Below are 21,075 nucleotides of genomic sequence, written 5' to 3'. Positions count from 1 at the left end.
CAAAGGTCCTTTTGGCGTCAGTCGAAATCGGGCTCGTCCCGGTGCATGTCGCGCACGGCATAGGCTGTATCCTGAGCCTTGCTCAACGTCCACCGGATGCGCGTCGCATACTCCATTGCGCGGCCAGATAGAACGATCTGTTTTGTCGCGCGTGGCTTCAAGCGTCCCTTCTCAAGGTAAACGCTTGGTTCAACTGACAATTTTGCCACGCCATCGTGGCGGAACACCCAGATCTCACCACTTTTCAGCGCCATGGACACCGCCGCGCCACCCAGATCAATCGCTGCATCCACATCCGGGTGCAGGTGAAACCTTACGTCAAACTCGATACCTTTGAGGTTCGACGCATCCAACGCCTTGTCGAACTGCCGCTTGGCCTTGTCGGTCGCCGTCAGCAAAATATCTTCACCAGTCAGCTCGCGACCGTCAAAGCGCAGCTCGAAGGTTCTGGCATGGGTCAGACCGAACACCTTGGCGTATCCGTCGTGGCCGATCATGAAACGCGCACCTTCGATGACGTCCTCGAACTCTGTCGGCACGTCCTTGGGAGTATCGACCAGCGCCTCTTTCTCGGTGCCGGGAACCGGCCCGGTCAGGCGCGCGCTGGAATAACCATCCAGACACAGGGTTGAATGCGATGGCGTCGCCCGCCCGGCCCGGCGCCACTCCAACCCGAAACTCTCGCCCGAGCCGCAATTCACGATCAACGGCCGCCGACCAGACGTAAGCTCGAACGCCAATGTCGAGGCGTGCGCATTGTAAGACGCCGTGCCTTTGGGCGGGGCGCTTGCATCCACGATAACGCTGGTGCGCGCTGCGTATAGCCGGGCATATCCCATCGCCAACCCGCTTGCGTGCTGGGGCCGAACACCGCTTTGCGCCAAGGCTTGATCCAGCCGCCCTTCAAGGCCGCGACCACCCCCATGAAACCGGGCCAGCGCACCGTCCGAATGGCGCAGGTTGCGCAGGGTCGGCGCAATACGCTTGATTGCATCCGCCTGCGCCCCGGGTGTGCCACGCCCCAGATCGCTGAGCGCCGCCGACGTCCAGGTCAGCAGGGTAAACACCTCAAGCAACTCTTCGGGATTGCGCGTTGGGATGCCGCCCTGCGTGTCAATCTGTTTTTCGCACTCTCTCGCCAAAGCCCGCAGCGCCGGGTCCGCCATCTGCTCGAGCCCTTGCAACGCCAATCCTGCCTGCACCAACCCGGCCAAAGCCTCGAACCTCGGCAAACCAGGTGTTGCGGCCTGCCATCGTTTGGACAGGAACCAGGATTGCTGCGCCAAAGCCCGAAAAAACACCTTGGACCGTTCGTCATCCATGCCGCGTAACAGAAACGCCGAATGGTTGATCCACCGTATCACCCGGCGTCCGGTCAGATCCGGTGCCCAGCCCGGACCCTGCCCACGACCATGTGCGTCGATCCAACCCCACACCCAGCGCTGCGCCTTTTCACGGGCGCGCATATCTCCGACGGCGGCTAGATCATCCAGCCACGCAAACCCGTGGCGTTCATTGTCAAAACCAGTGCTGGGCGCAGTCACGTCCCACAGGCCGGTATCCTGCGCTTCGACCAGAAACCCCGCGAACAACAGGTTGCCAGCAACCAACTGACGACCCCGCGCGAACGAGCCCACGGTGCGCGGCTCAGGATCAGCCGCGAACCCTGCAACCGCCTTGCGACGCTGACTGAGCCGCGCATAAAGACGGTTCTGAAACCGCGTCCACCGATTGGCCATGGTATCTGAGTTCGACATGCCGCTCGTTACTCTGCCTCTTGCGCTCTGCTGGCGCCTGAGACCCAACGATAGACCGCGACGCCCGTCAAGTCACCGAAAAGCGTCGCCTTATTCCGTTTTGTTCAGACAGGCGATATAGAACCCGTCCAGTCCGCCGCGATCCGCCCAGTAATCGGGCCGTAGACGCAGGCCGCCTTCTTCGGTGATCCAGTCTTTGTCGACCCCGGCCACCATGACGGCCCCGCGATCGACCTGCATGTCGGGATATTGGGGCAACGCCTCTTCGATCTGAACCTCACCCTCGTCGGGCAGCAGCGAACAAGTGCAATAAACCAGCCGTCCGCCGGGTTTAAGCAGACCCCACGCATGAGCCAGCATCTGCGCCTGCAATTCGATCAACCCACCAAATTCCGATCCGTCCTTGGCAAAGGGCAAATCAGGGTGCCGACGAATGGTGCCCGTGGCGGAACACGGGGCATCCAACAGAATGGCGTCATATTGGCCCTGATGCTCCAACGCATCCCCGGCGATCACTGTGGCCTTCAACCCGGTCCGCACAAGGTTTTCGCGCACACGCTCAAGCCGCGACTCCGAGATGTCCAGCGCTGTGACTTCGGCCCCTTCTGCCGCCAACTGCAAGGTCTTCCCGCCCGGTGCAGCGCACAGGTCCAGTATTTTCTCACCCGACTTGGGTGCCAGTATTCGAACCGGCAGCGCCGCTGCCGCATCCTGCACCCACCAGTCTCCGCGATCATATCCTGGCAGCGCCGAGACCTGACCCGCATCACGCACCCGAAGCGACCCGGTCGGCAATGCCTCACCCGGACCCTGGGTGTCGGGTTTGGTGGATATATCCAGCGGAGCGCCGTCGAAATGCGCACTTTCCATACCCGTTACCGCCTCGGCGCCCCAAGCCATGACAAGCGGATCGCGCAACCATTCGGGAAGGCGCGGCACACGCATCTTTGGCCATGCGTCCGGCCCTTCGGCGGCCACTTTGCGCAGTACAGCATTCACCAACCCTTTGAGGCGGCCATGCTTGCGCGAGCGGCCCACAATTTCGACCATGGAATTGACGACACCATGCGCCGCCTCACCGTGGCACAGCTCAACCGCGCCAAGACGCAGGGCGTTATGGACCGTCAGTGCAGGCGTCCGGTTCAGGTGATTGTCCAGCAGACGGTCGGCCCGTTCCAAGCCGCGCAGGGTTTCCAGCGTCAGGCGCTGCGCCCGCGCGCGGTCCTCGGGGCTCAATCTGTCCAATGCGCCGGCGGCCAGACATTCGGACAACAGTCGCCCTTCTCCCAGAATCTGATCCAGCAGATAGATCGCGCTGCGCCGCGCTGCCGTTGCGGTGTCGGACATGAAATCGCCTTTCGATACGCCGCGCCTGCATTGCCAAGCGGGGACGGGGGCGTATATCAAGCCCAAGCACGGAAAGGAACCCGATGTCATGAGCGATGATTCCAAAGACCTGCCCCCAGCCGCCCAGCGCGCTTTGGCCGAGGCCGAAGAGCGCCGCCGCAAGGCCGCAGCCGACGCAAAAGAACAGCCTAAGGAACTGGGTGGCCGCGACGGCCCCGACCCTGCCCGATACGGCGATTGGGAGAAAAAAGGCATCGCAATCGACTTTTGAGCGGTTATCCCCGCAGCGCGGCCAGAAAATCATGGATCAGCGCGCGCTGCTTTTTGGACTTTGCCCGATCCTCGGGCCATGTCAGCCAATACCCGTCTTTCGTGTTCAGCGCAGGCAGGTCCAATTTACGCAAACGACCCTCGCGCAGGTGCGCGTCGGCCAACGGCACCGACCCCAGCACAACGCCCAATCCCTGACACGCCGCCGTCAGCGCGTGTTCCATTGAGTCAAAGCTGACTTTCGAAAGGGGCACGTCCTCGTGTCCGGTCTTGCTTGCCCAATCGCTCCAACCCGGTCGCTCACCACGCACGTTGATCAGCGGAGCCCCCCACGCGACGTCCGGTACAGCCATCGGAACCAGCACCTCGGGCGCGATCAGTTCTGCGTCGCGGCCGGGCCATGCCCCGCGCCCGTACCGGATCTGCAACCATGTAGGTTCCTCAGCCAAGGACGACCGACGCGCGACAGAGTCGGTCATGACCCGCACTTTGGGTCGAAGCGCTTGAAACCGGATCAGGCTCGGCAACACCAGCGCGTGGATATTCGACGACAAACCGGCAACGCGCAATTCACGGGGGGCTTTGCCAAACAGGTCTTCAGTATTCCGCTCTAACGCCTGCAGGCTGTCCTGCACCAGCGGCAGATAGCTTTCGCCTTCAACCGTCAGCGACACGCCGCGTGCCTCACGCACGAACAATGTCCGCCCCAGCCACGCCTCAAGGTTTCCGATCCGCTGACTGACCGCCGCCTGCGTCAAACCGAATTCTCGTGCGGCTGCCGAAAACCCGCCCAAACGCCCTGCGGCCTCGAACACGCGCAGCCAATCCAGTGGCGGTAATCCGACTTTCTTTTTAGACATAAATTTTTCCAGCCCTCAGTCGTAATAAGGTTTAATTGTGTTTATGTCACTGGACGCATATCTCCTCAAGCGTAGCCCGCGTTGATCAGGAGGCCCCTATGCTGCGTACAGCCAATCATGATGCGTCCGTTGTGACAGTAGAGTTTGATACCGGCACTCAGGCCCGATTCCATGCGATATGGCTGCGCGACAACGCGCTGGACCCAGAGACACGCGCACCCGGCAATGGCCAGCGCCTGATAACAATCGGCGATATCCCTGCCGATGTTTCCGTCGAGTCCGCAAGCGTAAAAAACGGCGACCTGCACATCACTTTTCAGCCCGAAAACAAAAGCGTGACCTTTCCCGCCGATTGGCTAGCCGATCACATCTATGACTGCGATCGACCGCTTCTCGCTGGTCGGACAGCCCCGGGTATAACGACGTGGCAAAGTGGTTTGGACGCCCCCAGCGCAGATTGGGATGAGGTTCACGCCGACCCCGCAGCCAAGCGCGACTGGCTGGCCGCCATTGCTGAATTCGGCTTTGCCAAGCTGACGAACGGCCCATGCGAGCCGGAATCCCTGCTGAAGGTCGCAGATCTGTTCGGCTATGTACGCAAGACCAACTATGGCCCCTATTTCGAGGTTCGGACCGAGGTGAATCCGACCAACCTCGCCTTTACCGGGCTGGGGTTGCAAGCCCATACCGACAACCCTTATCGCGACCCGGTGCCAACCCTGCAAATCCTCTATTGCCTTGAAAACAGTGCCGAAGGTGGGGACTCGATCGTGGTGGACGGCTTCCGCGCTGCCGAAAAACTGCGGGATCAGAACCCCGACGGCTTTGCCTTGTTGTCAGGTTACCCGGCCCGGTTCGAATTTAAGGGGTCTGACGGCGTTTGTCTGCGCGCGCGCCGCCCAATGATCGAACTGTCCCCGGACGGAGAGTTGATCGGCATCCGGTTCAACAACCGCTCCTCTGCTCCTTTCGTGGATATCCCGTTTGACCACATGGAAGCGTATTACACCGCCTATCGCCAACTGGCCGAGATCATTGATGACCCTGCAATGGGTGTGTCCTTCAAGCTGGAACCGGGCGAGAGTTTCATCGTCGACAACACCCGTGTCCTGCACGCGCGACTGGGATATTCCGGTGCGGGGTCACGCTGGTTGCAGGGGTGTTATGCTGACAAGGACGGCTTGCTATCGACGCTGGCCGCAATGGAAGAGGTCCAACCGGAGGCGGCGGAATGAAACCTGATTATTCGACCCTGAACCGGGACAATATCGTGGCCTTTATCGGTGACATCTTCGACCGCCGAGGCAGCGAAGAGTATCTGGGGGAACCCGTCACCATGGCCCAGCACATGCTGCAAGGCGCGACCATCGCCGAACAAAACGGAATGCCGGAAGAGATTATTGTGGGTGCCTTGCTTCATGACATCGGCCATTTCACGTCCGAGTTCGGCAGTTACCATCCCGACGACACTGAAGACCGCCACCACGAGGACGCAGGCGCGGCGGTGCTGGAACAGTTCTTCCCCTCGGTTATCACCGATTGCTGCCGCTACCATGTGGCCGCCAAACGCTATCTGTGCGCCACCAAACCCGAGTATTTCGACCGCCTTTCTGCGGCCTCAGTTCATACGTTGGAATTGCAGGGCGGCCCGATGAGCGCCGATGAAGTCGCCGAATTCGAGTCCAATCCAAACCTGAAAGAGATCGTTCAGGTCCGTTATCTGGACGAAGCAGGCAAACGCCCCGACATGGTACCCCCCGACTTCGCCCATTTCGCCCCCATGGTACAGAGGATGGTCGATCGTCATCTGGGCGCGGGCTGATCACAGGAATTAGCCTGCCCCCAATATTATGAAATTCCACCTGTCTTGTGCGGCAGACCTACGCCCTGCACGCGGTCTGGACCGACGTCTATGTTGCTTACAACTATCTGAGATTGCTGATTTAGCCCCTACAACCCCAGCACATCCACCATGTCATATTGACCCGGCGCCTTACCCTGCCCCCAGAGCGCGGCCTTCAACGCGCCGCGGGCAAAGATCGCGCGGTCGGTGGCCAGATGGCGCAGGACGATGCGCTCTCCTGGTGCGGCGAACAGGACGTCATGTTCGCCGACGATGTCGCCGCCGCGAATGGCGTGGAATCCGATATCCCCGCGCTTGCGCGCTCCGGTGATGCCGTCGCGGCCCCGATCAGACACATCGGCCAGATTGACACCGCGTCCTTCGGCTGCGGCCTCGCCCAGCATCAGCGCAGTGCCCGAGGGCGCGTCGACCTTGTGGTGGTGGTGGCCCTCGATCACTTCGATATCGAAATCCTCATCCAGCGCAGCGGCAACTTTTTTGGTCAGTTGCACCAGCAGGTTGACGCCGAGGCTCATATTACCAGCGCGCACGATCGCCGCGTGGCGGGAGGCAGGCTCAAGCGCGGCGATCTGTTCATCCGTCATGCCCGTCGTGCCGATCACATGGACACAACGTGCCTGCGCTGCCAGTGCAGCAAATTCCAGCGTCGCTTCGGGCGCGGTAAAATCGATGACAGCCTGCGCCTGTGCAAACGCCTCAAGCGGGTCATCCGTAACAGTAACACCCAGCGCCTGCCCGCCCATCGCGGTGCCCACGTCCTGACCGATCCAGTCATGGCCCTTACGCTCGACCACGCCGACCAGACGCGCCTGATCGCTGTCGGTCACGGTCTTGATCAGCATCTGCCCCATACGGCCCGAAGCCCCTGTGATGACGATCCCCGGAATATGGGTCATGGCGTTCTTTCCCTGTTTCTGTCGGCTCAAAGCCTCCTACCCGGTTCGGGGCCGCTTGGCAAAGGTGGGATTTGGGCTTAGATCGAGGACATGGCAAAGAACAAATTCCACGATGGCCCCGGCCCGTCCCAACGGCAACTGCGTGTCGGCGAACTGATCCGCCGCACCCTGTCCGAAGTTCTGGCGCGCGGAGATGTCCACGACCCCGACCTGAGCCGCATGTCGATCACCGTGGGTGAGGTGCGCACCTCGCCCGATCTGAAAATCGCCACCGCCTATGTGCTGCCATTGGGCGGCAAGGGCCAAGAAGACGTGATCGACTTGCTGGCCCGCAACAAGGGCGAGCTGCGGCGCATGATCGGCAAGAAGCTGAACCTGAAATTCTCGCCCGATCTGCGGTTCCGTCTGGATGATACTTTCGACCGTCTGGACGACACCCGCCGCATGTTCGAACAGGACGCGGTGCGCCGCGATCTGGACGAGTGATCCGCACGCTGGTCACATTGGGCGCGGTCCTTTGGGCCGCGCAGGCCGGTGCGGTAAGCTGCGAGAAAGTCACCCACGACGCCAAGCGTTATACTGTTTGCGAGGTGGACGCCGCCAACCAGGATCTGCGCCTCTTTCTGAACGACGACAATGGCGATCTGTTGGGTCATTTTTCCTCGGTGAACGACGCGCTGGCCAGTGACGGCAAGCGGCTGGCTTTTGCGATGAATGCCGGGATGTATCACGACGACCGCTCGCCCGTGGGCCACTATGTCGAGAATGGTCAGGAACAGATGCGCGTCATCGCCAATCCCGGCCCCGGCAATTTCGGCCTGCTGCCCAACGGTGTGTTCTGCATCCGCGAGGGCCGCGCGGATGTGTTCGAGACTTTAGATTTCGTTGATCAATCTCCTGATTGTCAGTTTGCAACCCAGTCCGGCCCCATGCTTGTGATCAACGGAGAGTTACACCCGCGCTTTCTGCCCGACTCGACCTCGGTTTTCGTGCGCAACGGTGTCGGCACCAGCGCCGACGGCACGCGGGCCGTGTTTGTGATCTCGGACGACTATGTCACCTTCCACGAATTCGGCAGCCTGTTTCGGGATGTGTTGGAAACCCCGAACGCGCTGTTCTTCGACGGTAATATTTCACGGATGTACGAACGGGCCAGCAATCGGTCGGACGTTGGTTTTTCGCTCGGGCCGATCGTGGGCGTGGTCGAGGACGCACCCTGAAATTGACAGGGCTTTTGTGATCCGCTAACTCGCGCTCCTTAGCAAGATTCAAGGTAAGACATGGGACGCAAACGCAAGGGCCGCGACATTTCCGGTTGGCTGGTGGTGGACAAGCCCGCGAGCATGACCTCGACCGCAGTGGTGAACAAGGTGCGTTGGGCGATGGATGCCAAGAAAGCAGGCCATGCAGGGACGCTGGACCCCGAAGCAACCGGCGTTCTGGCCGTTGCACTGGGTGAGGCGACCAAGACCGTTCCATATATCACCGATGCGTTGAAAGCCTACACCTTCACCGTGCGTTTGGGTCAGGCCACCAACACCGACGATGCCGAGGGCGAGGTGATTGCGCAAAGCGATGCACGCCCCACGGATGACGATATCAAGCAGGCGCTGACGCCGTTTCTGGGTGATATCATGCAAGTGCCGCCCAAGTTCTCGGCCGTGAAGATCGACGGCCAGCGCGCCTATAAGCTGGCCCGCGATGGTGAGGATGTAGAACTGTCCGCCCGGCCGCTGTGGGTTGAGGAGCTGATCCTTGTCGACCGCCCTGATGAAGACCATGTGGTGCTGGAGATGACCTGCGGCAAAGGCGGCTACGTCCGCTCGATCGCCCGCGATCTGGGCGCGGCGCTGGGCTGCCACGGCCACGTCAAAGAGCTGCGCCGCATCTGGTCCGGCCCGTTCGAGGTCGAAGACGGCCTGTCCATCGACCAGATCGACGAGATGGCCAAGACCGAAGCGCTGGACGAATATCTGCACCCGCTAGAAACCGGCCTCGCCGACCTGCCCGAGCTGAAATGCACCCCCGAGGGCGCAACTCGTCTGCGCAACGGCAATCCGGGCATGGTTATGGCCTCGGACGTGGAATACGGCGACGAGGCGTGGGCGTCTTTGGATGGTAAGGCCGTAGCGGTCGGCATCTACAAATCGGGCGAATTGCACCCCAGCCGGGTGTTCGTCACCTGAACACCGTGCTAGGCGGGGGCATGATTACCCGAACGCATATCAAGGGCGATGCCCCCTCGACCGCCGTCTATTCCGATTGCGAAAACTACCGTTATAGCCTGACCCGCGTGTGGGATGCGGACGGGCGTAAAGCGTTGTTCGTGATGCTGAACCCGTCCACTGCGACCGAGGTGCAGAACGACCCTACGGTTGAACGCTGCGAACGCCGCGCTCGGGCGCTGGGGTTTGGTGCGTTTCAGGTCACGAACATCTTTGCATGGCGCGACACCGACCCGCGCAAAATGCGCGCCGCCGCCGATCCAGTTGGGCCGAAAAATGACGCAGCCATTCTGGATGGTGTGCAATGGGCCGATCAGATCATCGCCGCTTGGGGCACCCACGGCGCCCATCTTGATCGCGGCCCGGCGGTCGAAACCCTCCTGCGCGGCACCGGGCACCCGCTGTTCCATCTGGGGCTGACCAAGGACGGCCACCCCAAGCATCCGCTCTATATCGCCTATACCCAACAGCCCGAACCATGGTGATCAAGGATTAACCACAAATCCAACTCGACTTTGACCAACCATCTGGCAACATGAGACAAATCCCCTTGATGCAGCACGTTTGCGGAGGGATGTCATGTTTCTATTCGGCTTGCTGGGCCTTGCCGCAGTTGGCGGCGCAGCCTATGCGATTGGTGATGTTTTTGAGGCCGACATAGACCTTGAAAACGAGGAAACCGTCGAGGATGAGCCGCAGGAGGTTTCAGAAGGCAACCTGTTGGATGTTGACGAAACCGGAGACATCCCTGCTGAACCCTCGACAGGGACAGTGATATCCGAATTCCAGGGTGATCTGATTATTGCAGGCTCAGAGGGTCCAGACATCCTGGCTGGGCAGGATGGCGACGACCAAATCAACGGGTACAGTAGCAACGATACTGTTGCAGGCGAGGAAGGTGACGACACTCTGCACGGCGGCGAAGGTGAGAATCTCCTTCTTGGCAAAGATGGCAATGATGTCCTGCACGGCGAAGGCGGGGCAGATCGAATAGCGGGGGGTGAGGGGAACGATGCGCTGTTTGGGCATCTCGGCGACGACATTCTGGACGGCGGCACGGGTGAGGACGAGCTATATGGCGGACAGAACAACGACACCCTGATCGGAGGTAAAGGCGCCGATGCTCTGCATGGCGGCTATGGCGACGATCATCTGGACGGTGGCGCGGGACAGGACGTCCTGTTCGGTGGTGATGGTGACGACGTCCTGATAGGTTCGGACGATACTGCGGATTTTCTGAACGGCGGTGATGGAAATGACACCATATTGGCTGATGGCAAAGATATTGTAACTGGCGGCGACGGCAGCGACGATGTTGTTGTGACGGATCAGCAGGAACAAGCGATCACTGTCATGGATTTCCAGCCGGGGCAGGACAAGTTGCTGATCTCATGGGAGGGTGAAGAAGACCCCGACATAAGGATCGAGCCGGACCCCGAGGATGACACGCTGACCAATGTCTCGATCAACGGCCAGCACGTCGCGCAGTTGCTGCACGCCGACGAGCTGACCACCAATGATATCCAACTGATCGCAGAAGGAGATCTGGCGCAACTGGCGGCGACAGGTTAAGCCGCACAGAATCCCTTTGCCATTTATCCCAATTCCGCTTATACGCGCGCATCCGTGCCGGAATCGGTGCGGTTTTCTCCATGGGCCTGCGCTGGACGACATCCCGGCCTGCGCCATCAACCTTAACCTTTTACAAGGAGACCCCGATGTCGATTACTGCCGCTGAAAAAGCACGCGTCATGAAAGAATTCGCGACCAAAGACGGCGACACCGGTTCGCCTGAAGTACAGGTTGCAATCCTGACCTCGCGCATCAACACCCTGACCGAGCACTTCAAGACCCACAAAAAAGACAACCACGGTCGCCGCGGTCTGCTGAAAATGGTCGCCCAGCGCCGTAAGCTGCTGGACTACCTGAAGGGCAAGGAAGAAGCGCGTTACCAGGACCTGATCCAGAAACTGGGCATCCGCCGCTAAACACCAACTGGTGTTTTCGGGTTCGAAAACCCGGATTTTTGACTTTAACGCCCACCAAGCGGTGGGCGTTTTTGTTTGGCCCATAGACAAGTTCAGGCTGCGATTCGATAACCGCAACCGAACCGGGACACCTGCCAAAACCTCGGAATTCCAAAAGCCGCACCGCAGGACCGCTGATCGCGAGCCGATGTCTTGCTTTTTGGCACCAACACCCGCCTAAAATCTTAACGTTTTCTACATTTTCTTTTCCACTCCGGGCGGCTGCCCTATGATTCCCCTCAGCCCTGACACAAGTCATCATGTAATTTGCGTAATTGTTTAAGGAGAGTTTGGATGAGGAAGTTTGCCCTCTTGTCCCTGATACCACTGGTACAAGCCGTTCCTGACGTGGCCCATGCGGATAGCACGTCTGCCGCAAGCGCGTTTGAGGGTGTCTATGCGGGGCTTGAAATTGGCGCGGCCGCAGCAGAGGGAACAACGGATTTTCCGGTTCTGTCCGGCGGTACGAGAAATGCCTCGTTCGATCCCGACAACGGCCGCAGCTTTGGTGCGCTATTTGGCTATAACATGCAGCGCGGCGATATGATCTATGGCGCTGAAGTCCGGTATTCGAACCTGTCTCATGTCGTCGAAAAGGGCGACCCCGAAACGCGGGAAGTGATGGATTTCGCTGACCTTCGTGGCCGGGTTGGGTACGTGAACGGCGATTTCATGTTCTACGGCACTTTGGGTTGGTCATGGTCCAGATTGCGGGTCCACCCAAGTGCGCAATTTGACAGGGAAAGCCAGACAACTCTGGACGGCTTCAACATCGGCTTGGGTATGGAGTACAACTTCAACGACCGCTGGTTTGCCGGTGCAGACTACACCTATCGTGATGTGAGCGGCGATTTTGACGACGCACCAAACGACTCGGATTTTGACCTGAGCACCATCACGGCACGCGTCGCCTATCGATTCTGACGCGCACAAAACGTCCGGCAGGTCCATAATCCTGACGGCCCGAAACAGGCTGATGCCGACAACTCGGCTCGGTCTGGCAAGCTCGTACAGCCGCGCTCCAAGGGAAAACCGATGCCCATTTTTCCGAACATCAAGGTGATCTTCGTCCACATCCCCAAATCCGGCGGATCAACTGTGACTACGGTTCTGAAGCGGGACCGCTTTTTTGGGCGGCAAGTCAATCCGCGCGACCCGCGCGACAAAAATATCGACTATATCTCTCAGTACTTTGACCTGTTGGGCGCCGACGCCAATGACTATTTCAAGTTCAGCTTTGTGCGCAATCCATGGGACCGCTTTGTTTCAGGGTATCACTACGTGTGTCAAAGGCGGCCCGAAATCACCGAGGTAACTGAACATGGGTCGTTCAAAGAATTCGCGCAGGCCCTTTCCCAAGGCCCTGAAAAGTTTCTGCAAATCCGCTATTTTCAACCGCAATATCTGTACCTGACCGACGCATCAGGAAACATGCCTCTGGACTTTGTCGGGCGTTTCGAACGGTTTGATGACGACCTTCGCAAGGCACTGAAACAGATCGGAATGCGGCGCCTCGTTATTCGGCACCGCAAACAGTCGAAGCGCACGGATTATCGGGATTACTATGACCAGGAAACCCGCGACATTGTTGGCCGCGTGTACGCCCGGGACATCGATGTGTTCAATTATGCGTTCGAAGATGGACGCCACCGTGAAAAACCGGGTTTATTTGGACGGCTCGGGCAGTCCTAATTACAGTCCGTAGCGCCAACAAGGCCGCCACTGAGCCCGTCCGGCACAATCGCCTAAAGGCATACTTAAAATGTAGAAACTTAAGAGATTTTTCAAAAAGTTCTGCAAGGTAATTGTAGGAACACTCTTTTCGAACGCTCCGGGATGGGCCATTAGTCGGTTCGTCAAACAAGGGAACAAAGTTTTTTGTTCTCGTTTAGATTCTCAGGACTGGTCGACCCTCAAATGGCAAATTTCAGCATCGCAAACGGTGACTCCGCCACGTTTACGGATACGTCCGCAGGTGACGGTTTCGTCATTGATTTTGACACACTGGACAACAGCTTCAGCATTCGGATCAACGATGTTGACCTGTTCATAGGCGGGCCAGCGGGCGCGGAGAACGAACTTCAGTTCCAAATTGTCCAAACCGAAGGACAGACTGTCCAGTTTGCCGATGGCGACCGGTACGAAATTGACACGCCCGCCGTCTGGCAGCTTGGCAATACCAACGGCGAACCCATCGTCCGCCTGGAGGTGAACCCCGACGGCACCATCGAACTGTACGGTGTAAAGGAAGACAACGGTCCGCTGGTCCCGCTGCAATTGTTCAACGGGCTGACCGTCAACACGGACGCAATTGCGGCGGCCTGGAATGACAGCGGCGACAACACAATTGAGATTGACCAGTCAGAAACAGGCCCCACAAACGCGGCCGGCGAATTTATCGACGTCCTGTGTTTTGCAGCCGGAACACTCATTGAGACCCGCGAAGGCCCCGTCGCAGTTGAAGACCTGAAAATCTCGGATCAGATTCTGACCTTTGACAACGGCTTTAAGCCTATTCGCTGGATCGGGTCGCGCGCGTTGACCCGGGCCGAGCTTGACGCCCAGCCAAGGCTCAAACCCATTGAAATCAGGGCGAACGCGCTGGGGGTCGGTTACCCCAAGCGGGACTTGATTGTTTCACCGCAACACCGCGTTCTTGTTTCGTCGGTTGTCGCCTTGCGCATGTTCGAACGCAAGGACGTCCTGATCCCGGCGAAAAAGCTGATTTCTCTGGACGGTGTGGAAACTCTGAAGGCGACACCAGATGGGGTGGAGTATTTCCACATCCTGTTCGATGCGCATGAAATCATCTGGTCCAACGGGGCACCGACCGAAAGCCTGTTTACCGGGCCGGAGGCTTTGAAATCCGTCCCCGAGGATTCCAGAAAAGAGATTCTGGAGCTGTTCCCCGAATGCTGCGAGCCGCAATTCCAGACACATTCCGCCCGATATATCCCGCAGAAGGGCAAACAGGTGCGAAAGCTGGTGGAACGGCACCGGGCCAATCACAAACCCCTTATTGACGGCCTTGCGTCCTCGGCTCAGAACTAGGCGGCAACTGACCCAATCGCGGCCTTCAAGTGCGGGTTACTACTCATTGCGCAGTCTTTAAACAAAAAAAACGCCCGCCAAATGACGGGCGTTACTGATTTCATTCGAACGTTGTTACATCTTGGCTTTCTCTGACTTCAGCGCCAGCCAGAGGCAATAGCACATGATCAGAACAACCATCGTAAACGGAATACCGGTCGAGACCGCCGCACCCTGAAGGGCAACCAATCCACCGCCCAGCAAGAGCGCGATTGCAACCAGCCCTTCCAGTGTGCACCAGAACACGCGCTGAATCACCGGAGCATCCATCTTGCCGCCCGCGGTGATCGTGTCGATCACCAGCGAACCGGAATCCGACGAGGTCACAAAGAACACCACGATCAGGATCAACGCGATCGGTGCGACGATACCATAAAGCGGAAGCTCTTTCAGGAAGCCAAACAGCGCGCCTTCGGGGGCATAGCTGTCGATCACGGTGGCGCGGACACCTTCCGCTCCGCCTGCGTTCAGCATGTCAATCGCGGCACCGCCGAAAGTAGACATCCAAAGGGCGCAAACCGCCGTGGGTGCCAGCAACGCGCAGATAACGAACTCTCGCACTGTGCGGCCCTTCGAGATACGGGCGATGAACATGCCCACAAACGGCGACCATGCAATCCACCAGGCCCAGTAGAAGGTCGTCCAGCCGTGGAAATAGCTGGTATCTTCTCGCCCGAACGGGTTGGACAAGGCCGGTAAGTGCAGCACGTAATCTGTCATGACGTTGAAATACCGCGCAATGGCCGTTCCAACACCGGTGACCGCGATCACGAACAGGAACAAACCAACGGCCATGATCATGTTGATCTCGCTCAGCCGTTTGACACCTGCATCCATGCCCAAAAGGACCGATCCCAGAGCAATCATCGTGATTCCGATGATCAGCAGCACCACAACTGTCGGGCTGGGTTCGATGCCGAACACCTCATAAAGGCCTGCGGCCACCTGCTGCGCACCCAATCCAAGCGAGGTTGTCAGACCGAACAGCGTGGCGAAAACAGCCAGGGTATCAATGATATGACCCCACCAGCCCCACACGCGCTCGCCAAGGATCGGGTAGAAGGCCGACCGTAGGGTCAATGGCAAGCCAAGGTTGTAGCTGAAGATGGCCAGCGCAAGGCCGACGGCGGCGTAGACGGCCCAGCCCTCAAGCCCCCAATGGTGGATCGTACCGACAACACCGGCATACTCATTACCGGGCACCGCGATATCAATTCCCAATGGAACTGCGTTTCCGCCCTCGGCAAAGTTGTAATAAACCGGCTCCATCACACCGAAGAACAACAAACCGATCCCGATCCCGGCTGCAAACATCATCGCAATCCAACCCGCATAGGAATAATCGGGTTTGGCGTCTTTGCCGCCGATCCGTACCTTGCCAACGGGCAAGACGATTAGCGCCAAACAAAACAGGGTGATTGCATCCACGGAAAGAACAAGGAACCAATCGAACGTACTGGTCAGCCATGGCCGGAGCCATCCAAAGAACGTCGCTGCGGCCTCTTGATTGGCCAATGCGATCAGAACGAACGCAAATATGAGGATACTTGAGATCAGGAATACCGGGTTATGGATGTCCAAACCGAAGGGTCGGACGTTATCCTGCCCAAGTTCGTATTCGGTTTCAAAGTCATAGATCCGAGGATCCGGATCCAGCATTTTCTTCGTCTGAGCCATTCGACTGCCCCTCTGTCCGCTAGGTGCAAACGCCAAGGTATTCGGTCGACTGACGGATATGAGTATTGTACCCCCTTGGCGCGTTTCCGTCTTTTCGACCGCGGGTTCAGTGATAACAGCTTACACTGACATCATATTTTTGCAAAATGCATTCGAATTGCCGCATTTGCTCAAACAAATTCGAACGAAAGCCTGGTATGTTCGGCAACTCTGTTCCGATGGGTCGGATTGCCGTCAATTGCCCCACTATGCGGTTTCGCTTTCCTTTGGCTGCAATCTCATGTATGCGCGCGGGTATCTGAGACGTTGTGCCCTGACCCCGGCACTCGAACGGAAGATAAAATGGGGTCGGCGGCAATGGGGCCGCCATGCAAAACGGGAGACCCGGAGGGCCGGGAGTGCTCCCTTTTAGGATACGCAAATGTTTGATGTAACAAAGAAATCAATGCAGTGGGGCGAAGAGACGCTGACACTGGAAACTGGCAAGGTTGCCCGTCAGGCGGACGGCACCGTGATCGCCACGCTGGGCGAAACCAGCGTCATGGCGAACGTGACCTTTGCCAAGCAACAAAAGCCCGGTCAGGACTTTTTCCCGCTGACCGTGCACTACCAAGAAAAATACTATGCCGCCGGTAAAGTTCCGGGTGGCTTCTTCAAGCGCGAGGCGCGCCCGACCGAGAAAGAGACGCTGACCGCGCGTCTGATCGACCGTCCGATCCGCCCGCTGTTCGTTGACGGCTTCAAAAACGAAGTTCTGGTCATGTGCACCGTGCTGTCTCACGATCTGGTCAACGATCCCGACATCGTGGCGATGATCGCGGCCTCGGCTGCTTTGACCATTTCCGGTGCGCCTTTCATGGGCCCGATCGCCGGCGCCCGTGTTGGTTTCGTGGATGGCGAATACGTCCTGAACCCGACCGTAGACGACATGCAGGACCTGCGCCTGAACCCCGAACAGCGTCTGGATCTGGTTGTGGCCGGCACCAAAGACGCCGTGATGATGGTGGAATCGGAAGCTTACGAGCTGTCTGAGTCCGAAATGCTGGGCGCCGTGACCTTCGCGCACGAGCAGATCCAGCCGGTCATCGACCTGATCATCGCTCTGGCCGAAGACGCCGCCAAAGAGCCGTTTGAATTCGCAGCACCCGACTATGCGGACCTCTATGCTGCTGTTTCGGCCGCTGGCGAAGAGCAGATGCGCGCCGCCTTCGCAATCACCGACAAGCAAGAGCGCACCGCCGCTGTTGCCGCGGCCCGTGAAGCGATCAAAGAAGCCCTGACCGAGGAACAGCTGGAAGACGCTAACCTCGGTTCCGCGATGAAAAAGCTGGAAGCTGGCATTCTGCGTGGCGACGTCGTCAAAGGCGGCAAGCGGATCGACGGTCGCTCGACCACCGATATCCGTTCGATCGTTGCAGAAACCTCGATGCTGCCGCGGACCCACGGTTCGGCCCTGTTCACCCGTGGCGAAACGCAGGCGCTGGCCGTGACCACGCTGGGCACCGGTGACGATGAACAATTCATCGACGCGCTGCACGGCAACTTCAAATCGAACTTCCTGCTGCACTACAACTTCCCTCCGTATTCGGTTGGTGAAGTTGGCCGCGTTGGTGGCCCCGGCCGTCGCGAGATCGGCCACGGCAAGCTGGCATGGCGTGCGCTTCAGGCGGTTCTGCCTGCGGCGACCGACTTCCCCTACACGATCCGTATCGTGTCCGAAATCACGGAATCGAACGGCTCCAGCTCGATGGCTTCGGTCTGCGGCGGTTCGCTGTCGATGATGGATGCGGGCGTTCCGCTGAAAGCGCCGGTTGCTGGTGTGGCCATGGGCCTGATCCTGGAAGATGACGGCAACTATGCCATCCTGTCGGACATTCTGGGTGACGAAGACCACCTGGGCGACATGGACTTCAAAGTGGCGGGTACCGAAAACGGCATCACCTCGCTGCAGATGGACATCAAGGTTGCGGGCATCACACCCGAGATCATGGAGAAAGCCCTGGCACAGGCCAAGGACGGCCGGATGCACATTCTGGGCGAGATGGGCAAAGCCCTGTCCGAGACCAACGAATTCTCGGTCCACGCCCCGCGCATCGAGACCATGAACATCCCGACCGATAAGATCCGCGAAGTGATCGGCTCGGGCGGTAAGGTCATCCGCGAAATCGTCGAGGTTTCGGGTGCCAAGGTCGACATCAACGATGACGGCGTCATCAAGATCGCCTCGCCCGACGGTGAATCGATCCAAAAGGCTTATGACATGATCTATTCGATCGTGGCCGAGCCGGAAGAAGGTCAGATCTACACTGGTAAAGTGGTCAAGATCGTCGACTTCGGTGCCTTCGTGAACTTCTTTGGCAAGCGCGACGGTCTGGTCCACGTATCGCAGATCGAAAACCGCCGTCTGAACCATCCGTCGGATGTTCTGAAAGAAGGTCAGGAAGTTAAGGTCAAGCTGCTGGGCTTTGACGATCGCGGCAAGGTCCGCCTGTCGATGAAAGTCGTCGATCAGGAAACCGGCGAAGAGATTGTGCCTGAGAAGAAAGAAAAGAAAGAAGACGCCGAGTAATCGGGAACTCTTTTCTTAAATAATGAAAGACCCCGGTTATGGCCGGGGTCTTTTGTTTAGTGGGCCACGCCGGACGGCCCATGCTTCATAATATGCCATTGTCCAAAGCTGTCGTTCAAATCCAGTTTGATCGCCGCATTCGCTTTGGTCGATGCATTGCCAATTTCCGCCAGAGTGAATTCGATCCCACCGGGTATGTCGATCCGCACCCGGTGCTCTCCTCCGCCGTGCGGGGCCTGAATCGGTCGTCCAGTCGAGCTGAGCACATCGCCGATGGTAACACTGGCCGTGCGCCTCTCCATGTCCATCTCGAAATCAATTGGCAGATACAGCGTCTCGTGAACGGTTTTGCACATCGCCCGAAAGACGAACCAATGGGTCGCCATTTCTTCGGTCTCTTCACCGTGAAAGACCTTTTCCAGCGCCGCGCGCTGCGCATCCGAGGCGCTTGGATCGATGATAACCTGCATCTCGCCGCCGCCTTCAAAAATCGGACCGGGCCACGCATAAATTAGTGCGGCTTTCGCCCCGACAAGGTTCGTATCGCCAAAATGCCCCTTTGAAATTTCCAGAACTTCAAATCCACGGCAGTTCCCGTGTGTAGGCAATTCTTCGAACTGACAAGGGCAGGCATAGCCGCAGTTGCAGTTCCCAAAAGCCTCACCTTCGACATACCAATCTGTAAATGCCATCGTCTTCTCCTGTAGTGCACAGTGTGAACGCTCGATGTTTGTGGCCGTGTGCCTGTTCGTCAGCTCAATCGCCATACCCTATCACAAAAGGTCGGATTCACGAACCGAGGCGCACTTCCATTCTGAAAGCCGCACCTGCCAGTTCGGTGCCAAACAAGGTCTTTCAGACCATGTGACAGATCAATCGCACAAGTCCTGAGGGAATTTCTGTACCTGACCGGACCTATAGTTGTATTTTGCCCTTCTTACCCTCTGGTTTCTCTTTCCCAGATTGCGTGGGTGTTCTATGCACTTGTGCATGCGCTCTTTTGTTATTCACATGTCCTCAAGTACGGCCCGGCGGCCCAACGCAGAAAAGCTTTGCGCTAGTCTGCCAAACGCCGAACTATTCGAGGCAGTGAATGGTCGCAATTCTGACCAGATCGCAGATGTAGAGTTGTTTCCCGGCAATTTGCATCGTCCCGAATACCCGTTCAATTTGCGACCAGCAGAAATCGGAGTGTTCGAAAGCCACCGCCGAATCTGGCAGAAGCTGGTGGATGAAAAGATCGACCTGGCCATCATTACCGAGGACGACCTGCGCGTTGACCCCTGCCGGATGGACGAGGCGCTGAAGATGCTCACCCCGATCGCGACACCCGACCATTACATCCGCATTCCGGTAAAGCAGCGCGAAATTGCGGCGCAGGTGCTGGCCCGGCGCAACGACATGCGACTGATCCTGCCCAAGGTGATCGGATTGCAATGCGTGTGTCAGTTGGTCGGACGTCGTGCGGCCGAGCGGCTGCTTGAGGCCACCAACAAAATCGACCGCCCGATTGACACGTTCCTACAAATGCACTGGTTGACGGGCCAGCCGATTCTGGCGCTGCTAGGCAGCGGCAATCAGGAGGTCGCCAACGAGATCGGTGGGTCCACGATTCAAACCCGCCCCCCACTTGGTGACAAAATTTCCCGAGAGTTCAAGCGCGCCGCTTACCGCGCGAAGCTTTATCAACACCCGCAGCGACCCGCGGCATGACCAGCGCATAAGATCGAACCTATGCGCACAGCGGATAAGCGGGGCATTTAGCCCCGCCCTCTGTCTTAGCTGGGCGCCTTGGTTTTGCGCAGGTAAGGGAAGATCGTCTCAAACTCACCAAACTTTTCCTTGGCTTCTTCGTTCGAAACCGCTGGTGGAATGATCACGTCTTCGCCCGGAATCCAGTTGGCCGGAGTTGCTACGCCCTTGGCGCTCATTTGCAAGCCGTCCAAGGCGCGCAGGATTTCTGCAAAGTTACGGCCTACGGTCATCGGATAGGTCATCGACAGCTTCAGTTGCTTGTCAGGCCCAATGATAAAGACCGAACGGACCGTGGCGCTGTCAGCCGGTGTGCGGCCATCCGGCAGGTACGCTTCGGCTGGCAGCATGTCGAAAGCTTTCGAAACGGCCAGCCCGTCATCCGCGATGATCGGGAAACCGGGGTTGGCATTGCCATAAGCTTCGATGTCTTTCTTCCACTTTTTGTGGTCCTCGACGCCGTCGACGGACACACCCAGAACTTTGGTATTCCGTGCAGCCCATTCATCATTCAGTTGGGCCACGGCCGAGAATTCGGTGGTGCAGACCGGGGTGAAATCCTTGGGGTGCGAAAACAGAATGGCCCAGCTGTCACCAATCCAGTCGTGAAACTGAATGGTTCCCTGATCCGTTTCTGCAGTGAAATTCGGGACGGTGTCGTTAATGCGCAAACCCATGGGGCGTCTCCTTTCCTGCTGATAAGCCGAAATCGGCTGACGCAAATTTAATCACTTTGCCGAC

Annotated in this window: 21 protein-coding genes; 14 read left to right on the top strand and 7 right to left on the bottom strand. The window is 58.3% G+C overall.

Annotated features, from left to right (window positions below):
- Positions 1-17: 17 nt before the first annotated feature.
- Together GOX73_RS07505 and GOX73_RS07500 are read right to left on the bottom strand one after the other, a co-directional pair.
- Positions 18-1,757, bottom strand: coding sequence for a heparinase II/III family protein (locus GOX73_RS07505; RefSeq protein ID WP_171122897.1), 1,740 nt, complete (start codon positions 1,755-1,757; stop codon positions 18-20).
- 90 nt (positions 1,758-1,847) lie between these two features.
- Positions 1,848-3,104, bottom strand: a complete 1,257-nt coding sequence (locus GOX73_RS07500; protein WP_171124222.1) for an RsmB/NOP family class I SAM-dependent RNA methyltransferase — start codon at positions 3,102-3,104, stop codon at positions 1,848-1,850.
- 88 nt (positions 3,105-3,192) lie between these two features.
- On the opposite strand from GOX73_RS07500, the gene GOX73_RS07495 reads away from it, so the two are divergent.
- Positions 3,193-3,375, top strand: coding sequence for a DUF1674 domain-containing protein (locus GOX73_RS07495; protein WP_171124666.1), 183 nt, complete (start codon positions 3,193-3,195; stop codon positions 3,373-3,375).
- A gap of 4 nt (positions 3,376-3,379) precedes the next feature.
- Here the strand turns inward: GOX73_RS07495 and GOX73_RS07490 are convergent, their stop codons facing one another.
- Positions 3,380-4,234: a LysR family transcriptional regulator gene (locus GOX73_RS07490; RefSeq protein WP_171124220.1), complete on the bottom strand. Its 855-nt coding sequence runs from the start codon at positions 4,232-4,234 to the stop codon at positions 3,380-3,382.
- A 98-nt stretch (positions 4,235-4,332) separates the two neighbouring features.
- Between GOX73_RS07490 and GOX73_RS07485 the strand changes: the two genes are divergently transcribed.
- Both GOX73_RS07485 and GOX73_RS07480 read left to right on the top strand, forming a co-directional pair.
- A complete protein-coding gene (locus tag GOX73_RS07485; protein ID WP_171124218.1) occupies positions 4,333-5,469 on the top strand; it encodes a TauD/TfdA family dioxygenase in 1,137 nt (378 codons plus the stop codon).
- Positions 5,466-6,056, top strand: a complete 591-nt coding sequence (locus GOX73_RS07480) for an HD domain-containing protein (RefSeq protein ID WP_171124216.1) — start codon at positions 5,466-5,468, stop codon at positions 6,054-6,056. The genes GOX73_RS07485 and GOX73_RS07480 overlap by 4 nt, the downstream gene beginning before the upstream one ends.
- A gap of 128 nt (positions 6,057-6,184) precedes the next feature.
- Here GOX73_RS07480 and dapB read toward each other — a convergent pair whose 3' ends face one another.
- On the bottom strand, positions 6,185-6,994 hold the full coding sequence (gene dapB, locus GOX73_RS07475) for a 4-hydroxy-tetrahydrodipicolinate reductase (RefSeq protein ID WP_171124214.1): 810 nt from the start codon (positions 6,992-6,994) through the stop codon (positions 6,185-6,187).
- A 90-nt stretch (positions 6,995-7,084) separates the two neighbouring features.
- Here dapB and rbfA point away from each other — a divergent pair, with 90 nt between their 5' ends.
- The 9 genes from rbfA (at position 7,085) to GOX73_RS07430 (ending at position 14,297) form a co-directional block, all read left to right on the top strand.
- A complete protein-coding gene (rbfA, locus tag GOX73_RS07470) occupies positions 7,085-7,480 on the top strand; it encodes a 30S ribosome-binding factor RbfA (RefSeq protein ID WP_171134842.1) in 396 nt (131 codons plus the stop codon).
- Complete coding sequence (locus GOX73_RS07465) at positions 7,477-8,214, top strand: phosphodiester glycosidase family protein (RefSeq protein WP_171122913.1); 738 nt, start codon at positions 7,477-7,479, stop codon at positions 8,212-8,214. The genes rbfA and GOX73_RS07465 overlap by 4 nt, the downstream gene beginning before the upstream one ends.
- Positions 8,215-8,274: 60 nt before the next feature.
- Positions 8,275-9,180, top strand: coding sequence for a tRNA pseudouridine(55) synthase TruB (gene truB, locus GOX73_RS07460; RefSeq protein ID WP_171134841.1), 906 nt, complete (start codon positions 8,275-8,277; stop codon positions 9,178-9,180).
- Between the two features lie 20 nt (positions 9,181-9,200).
- Positions 9,201-9,704: a DUF1643 domain-containing protein gene (locus GOX73_RS07455; protein ID WP_171124210.1), complete on the top strand. Its 504-nt coding sequence runs from the start codon at positions 9,201-9,203 to the stop codon at positions 9,702-9,704.
- Between the two features lie 94 nt (positions 9,705-9,798).
- A complete protein-coding gene (locus GOX73_RS07450; RefSeq protein ID WP_171124208.1) occupies positions 9,799-10,791 on the top strand; it encodes a calcium-binding protein in 993 nt (330 codons plus the stop codon).
- 146 nt (positions 10,792-10,937) lie between these two features.
- Entirely contained in the window at positions 10,938-11,207 is a 270-nt protein-coding gene (rpsO, locus tag GOX73_RS07445; protein ID WP_171122921.1) for a 30S ribosomal protein S15, read from the top strand.
- Positions 11,208-11,540: 333 nt separating this feature from the next.
- On the top strand, positions 11,541-12,170 hold the full coding sequence (locus GOX73_RS07440; RefSeq protein ID WP_171124207.1) for an outer membrane protein: 630 nt from the start codon (positions 11,541-11,543) through the stop codon (positions 12,168-12,170).
- Positions 12,171-12,281: 111 nt separating this feature from the next.
- Positions 12,282-12,938, top strand: a complete 657-nt coding sequence (locus GOX73_RS07435; protein WP_171124205.1) for a sulfotransferase family protein — start codon at positions 12,282-12,284, stop codon at positions 12,936-12,938.
- Between the two features lie 225 nt (positions 12,939-13,163).
- The gene (locus GOX73_RS07430; protein WP_171124204.1) at positions 13,164-14,297 is read left to right on the top strand and encodes a Hint domain-containing protein; all 1,134 of its coding nucleotides are present in this window, start codon (positions 13,164-13,166) and stop codon (positions 14,295-14,297) included.
- 114 nt (positions 14,298-14,411) lie between these two features.
- Here the strand turns inward: GOX73_RS07430 and GOX73_RS07425 are convergent, their stop codons facing one another.
- Complete coding sequence (locus tag GOX73_RS07425; protein WP_171122933.1) at positions 14,412-16,013, bottom strand: BCCT family transporter; 1,602 nt, start codon at positions 16,011-16,013, stop codon at positions 14,412-14,414.
- A gap of 421 nt (positions 16,014-16,434) precedes the next feature.
- Here GOX73_RS07425 and pnp point away from each other — a divergent pair, with 421 nt between their 5' ends.
- The gene (gene pnp, locus GOX73_RS07420; protein ID WP_171124201.1) at positions 16,435-18,582 is read left to right on the top strand and encodes a polyribonucleotide nucleotidyltransferase; all 2,148 of its coding nucleotides are present in this window, start codon (positions 16,435-16,437) and stop codon (positions 18,580-18,582) included.
- A 56-nt stretch (positions 18,583-18,638) separates the two neighbouring features.
- Here the strand turns inward: pnp and GOX73_RS07415 are convergent, their stop codons facing one another.
- A complete protein-coding gene (locus tag GOX73_RS07415; protein WP_171122936.1) occupies positions 18,639-19,274 on the bottom strand; it encodes a DUF1326 domain-containing protein in 636 nt (211 codons plus the stop codon).
- Positions 19,275-19,560: 286 nt separating this feature from the next.
- Here GOX73_RS07415 and GOX73_RS07410 point away from each other — a divergent pair, with 286 nt between their 5' ends.
- Positions 19,561-20,295 carry a glycosyltransferase family 25 protein gene (locus tag GOX73_RS07410; protein WP_371808229.1) on the top strand — a complete coding sequence of 245 codons (735 nt, stop codon included), beginning with the start codon at positions 19,561-19,563 and terminating at the stop codon, positions 20,293-20,295.
- A 65-nt stretch (positions 20,296-20,360) separates the two neighbouring features.
- Here GOX73_RS07410 and GOX73_RS07405 read toward each other — a convergent pair whose 3' ends face one another.
- The gene (locus GOX73_RS07405; RefSeq protein ID WP_171122940.1) at positions 20,361-21,011 is read right to left on the bottom strand and encodes a peroxiredoxin; all 651 of its coding nucleotides are present in this window, start codon (positions 21,009-21,011) and stop codon (positions 20,361-20,363) included.
- Positions 21,012-21,075 lie beyond the last annotated feature (64 nt).

This window comes from Ruegeria sp. HKCCD7221 (assembly GCF_013031225.1).
Lineage (GTDB): Bacteria > Pseudomonadota > Alphaproteobacteria > Rhodobacterales > Rhodobacteraceae > Ruegeria.
Note: the sequence above shows the minus strand (reverse complement) of the source record. Positions and strands in the feature narration are given on the sequence as shown.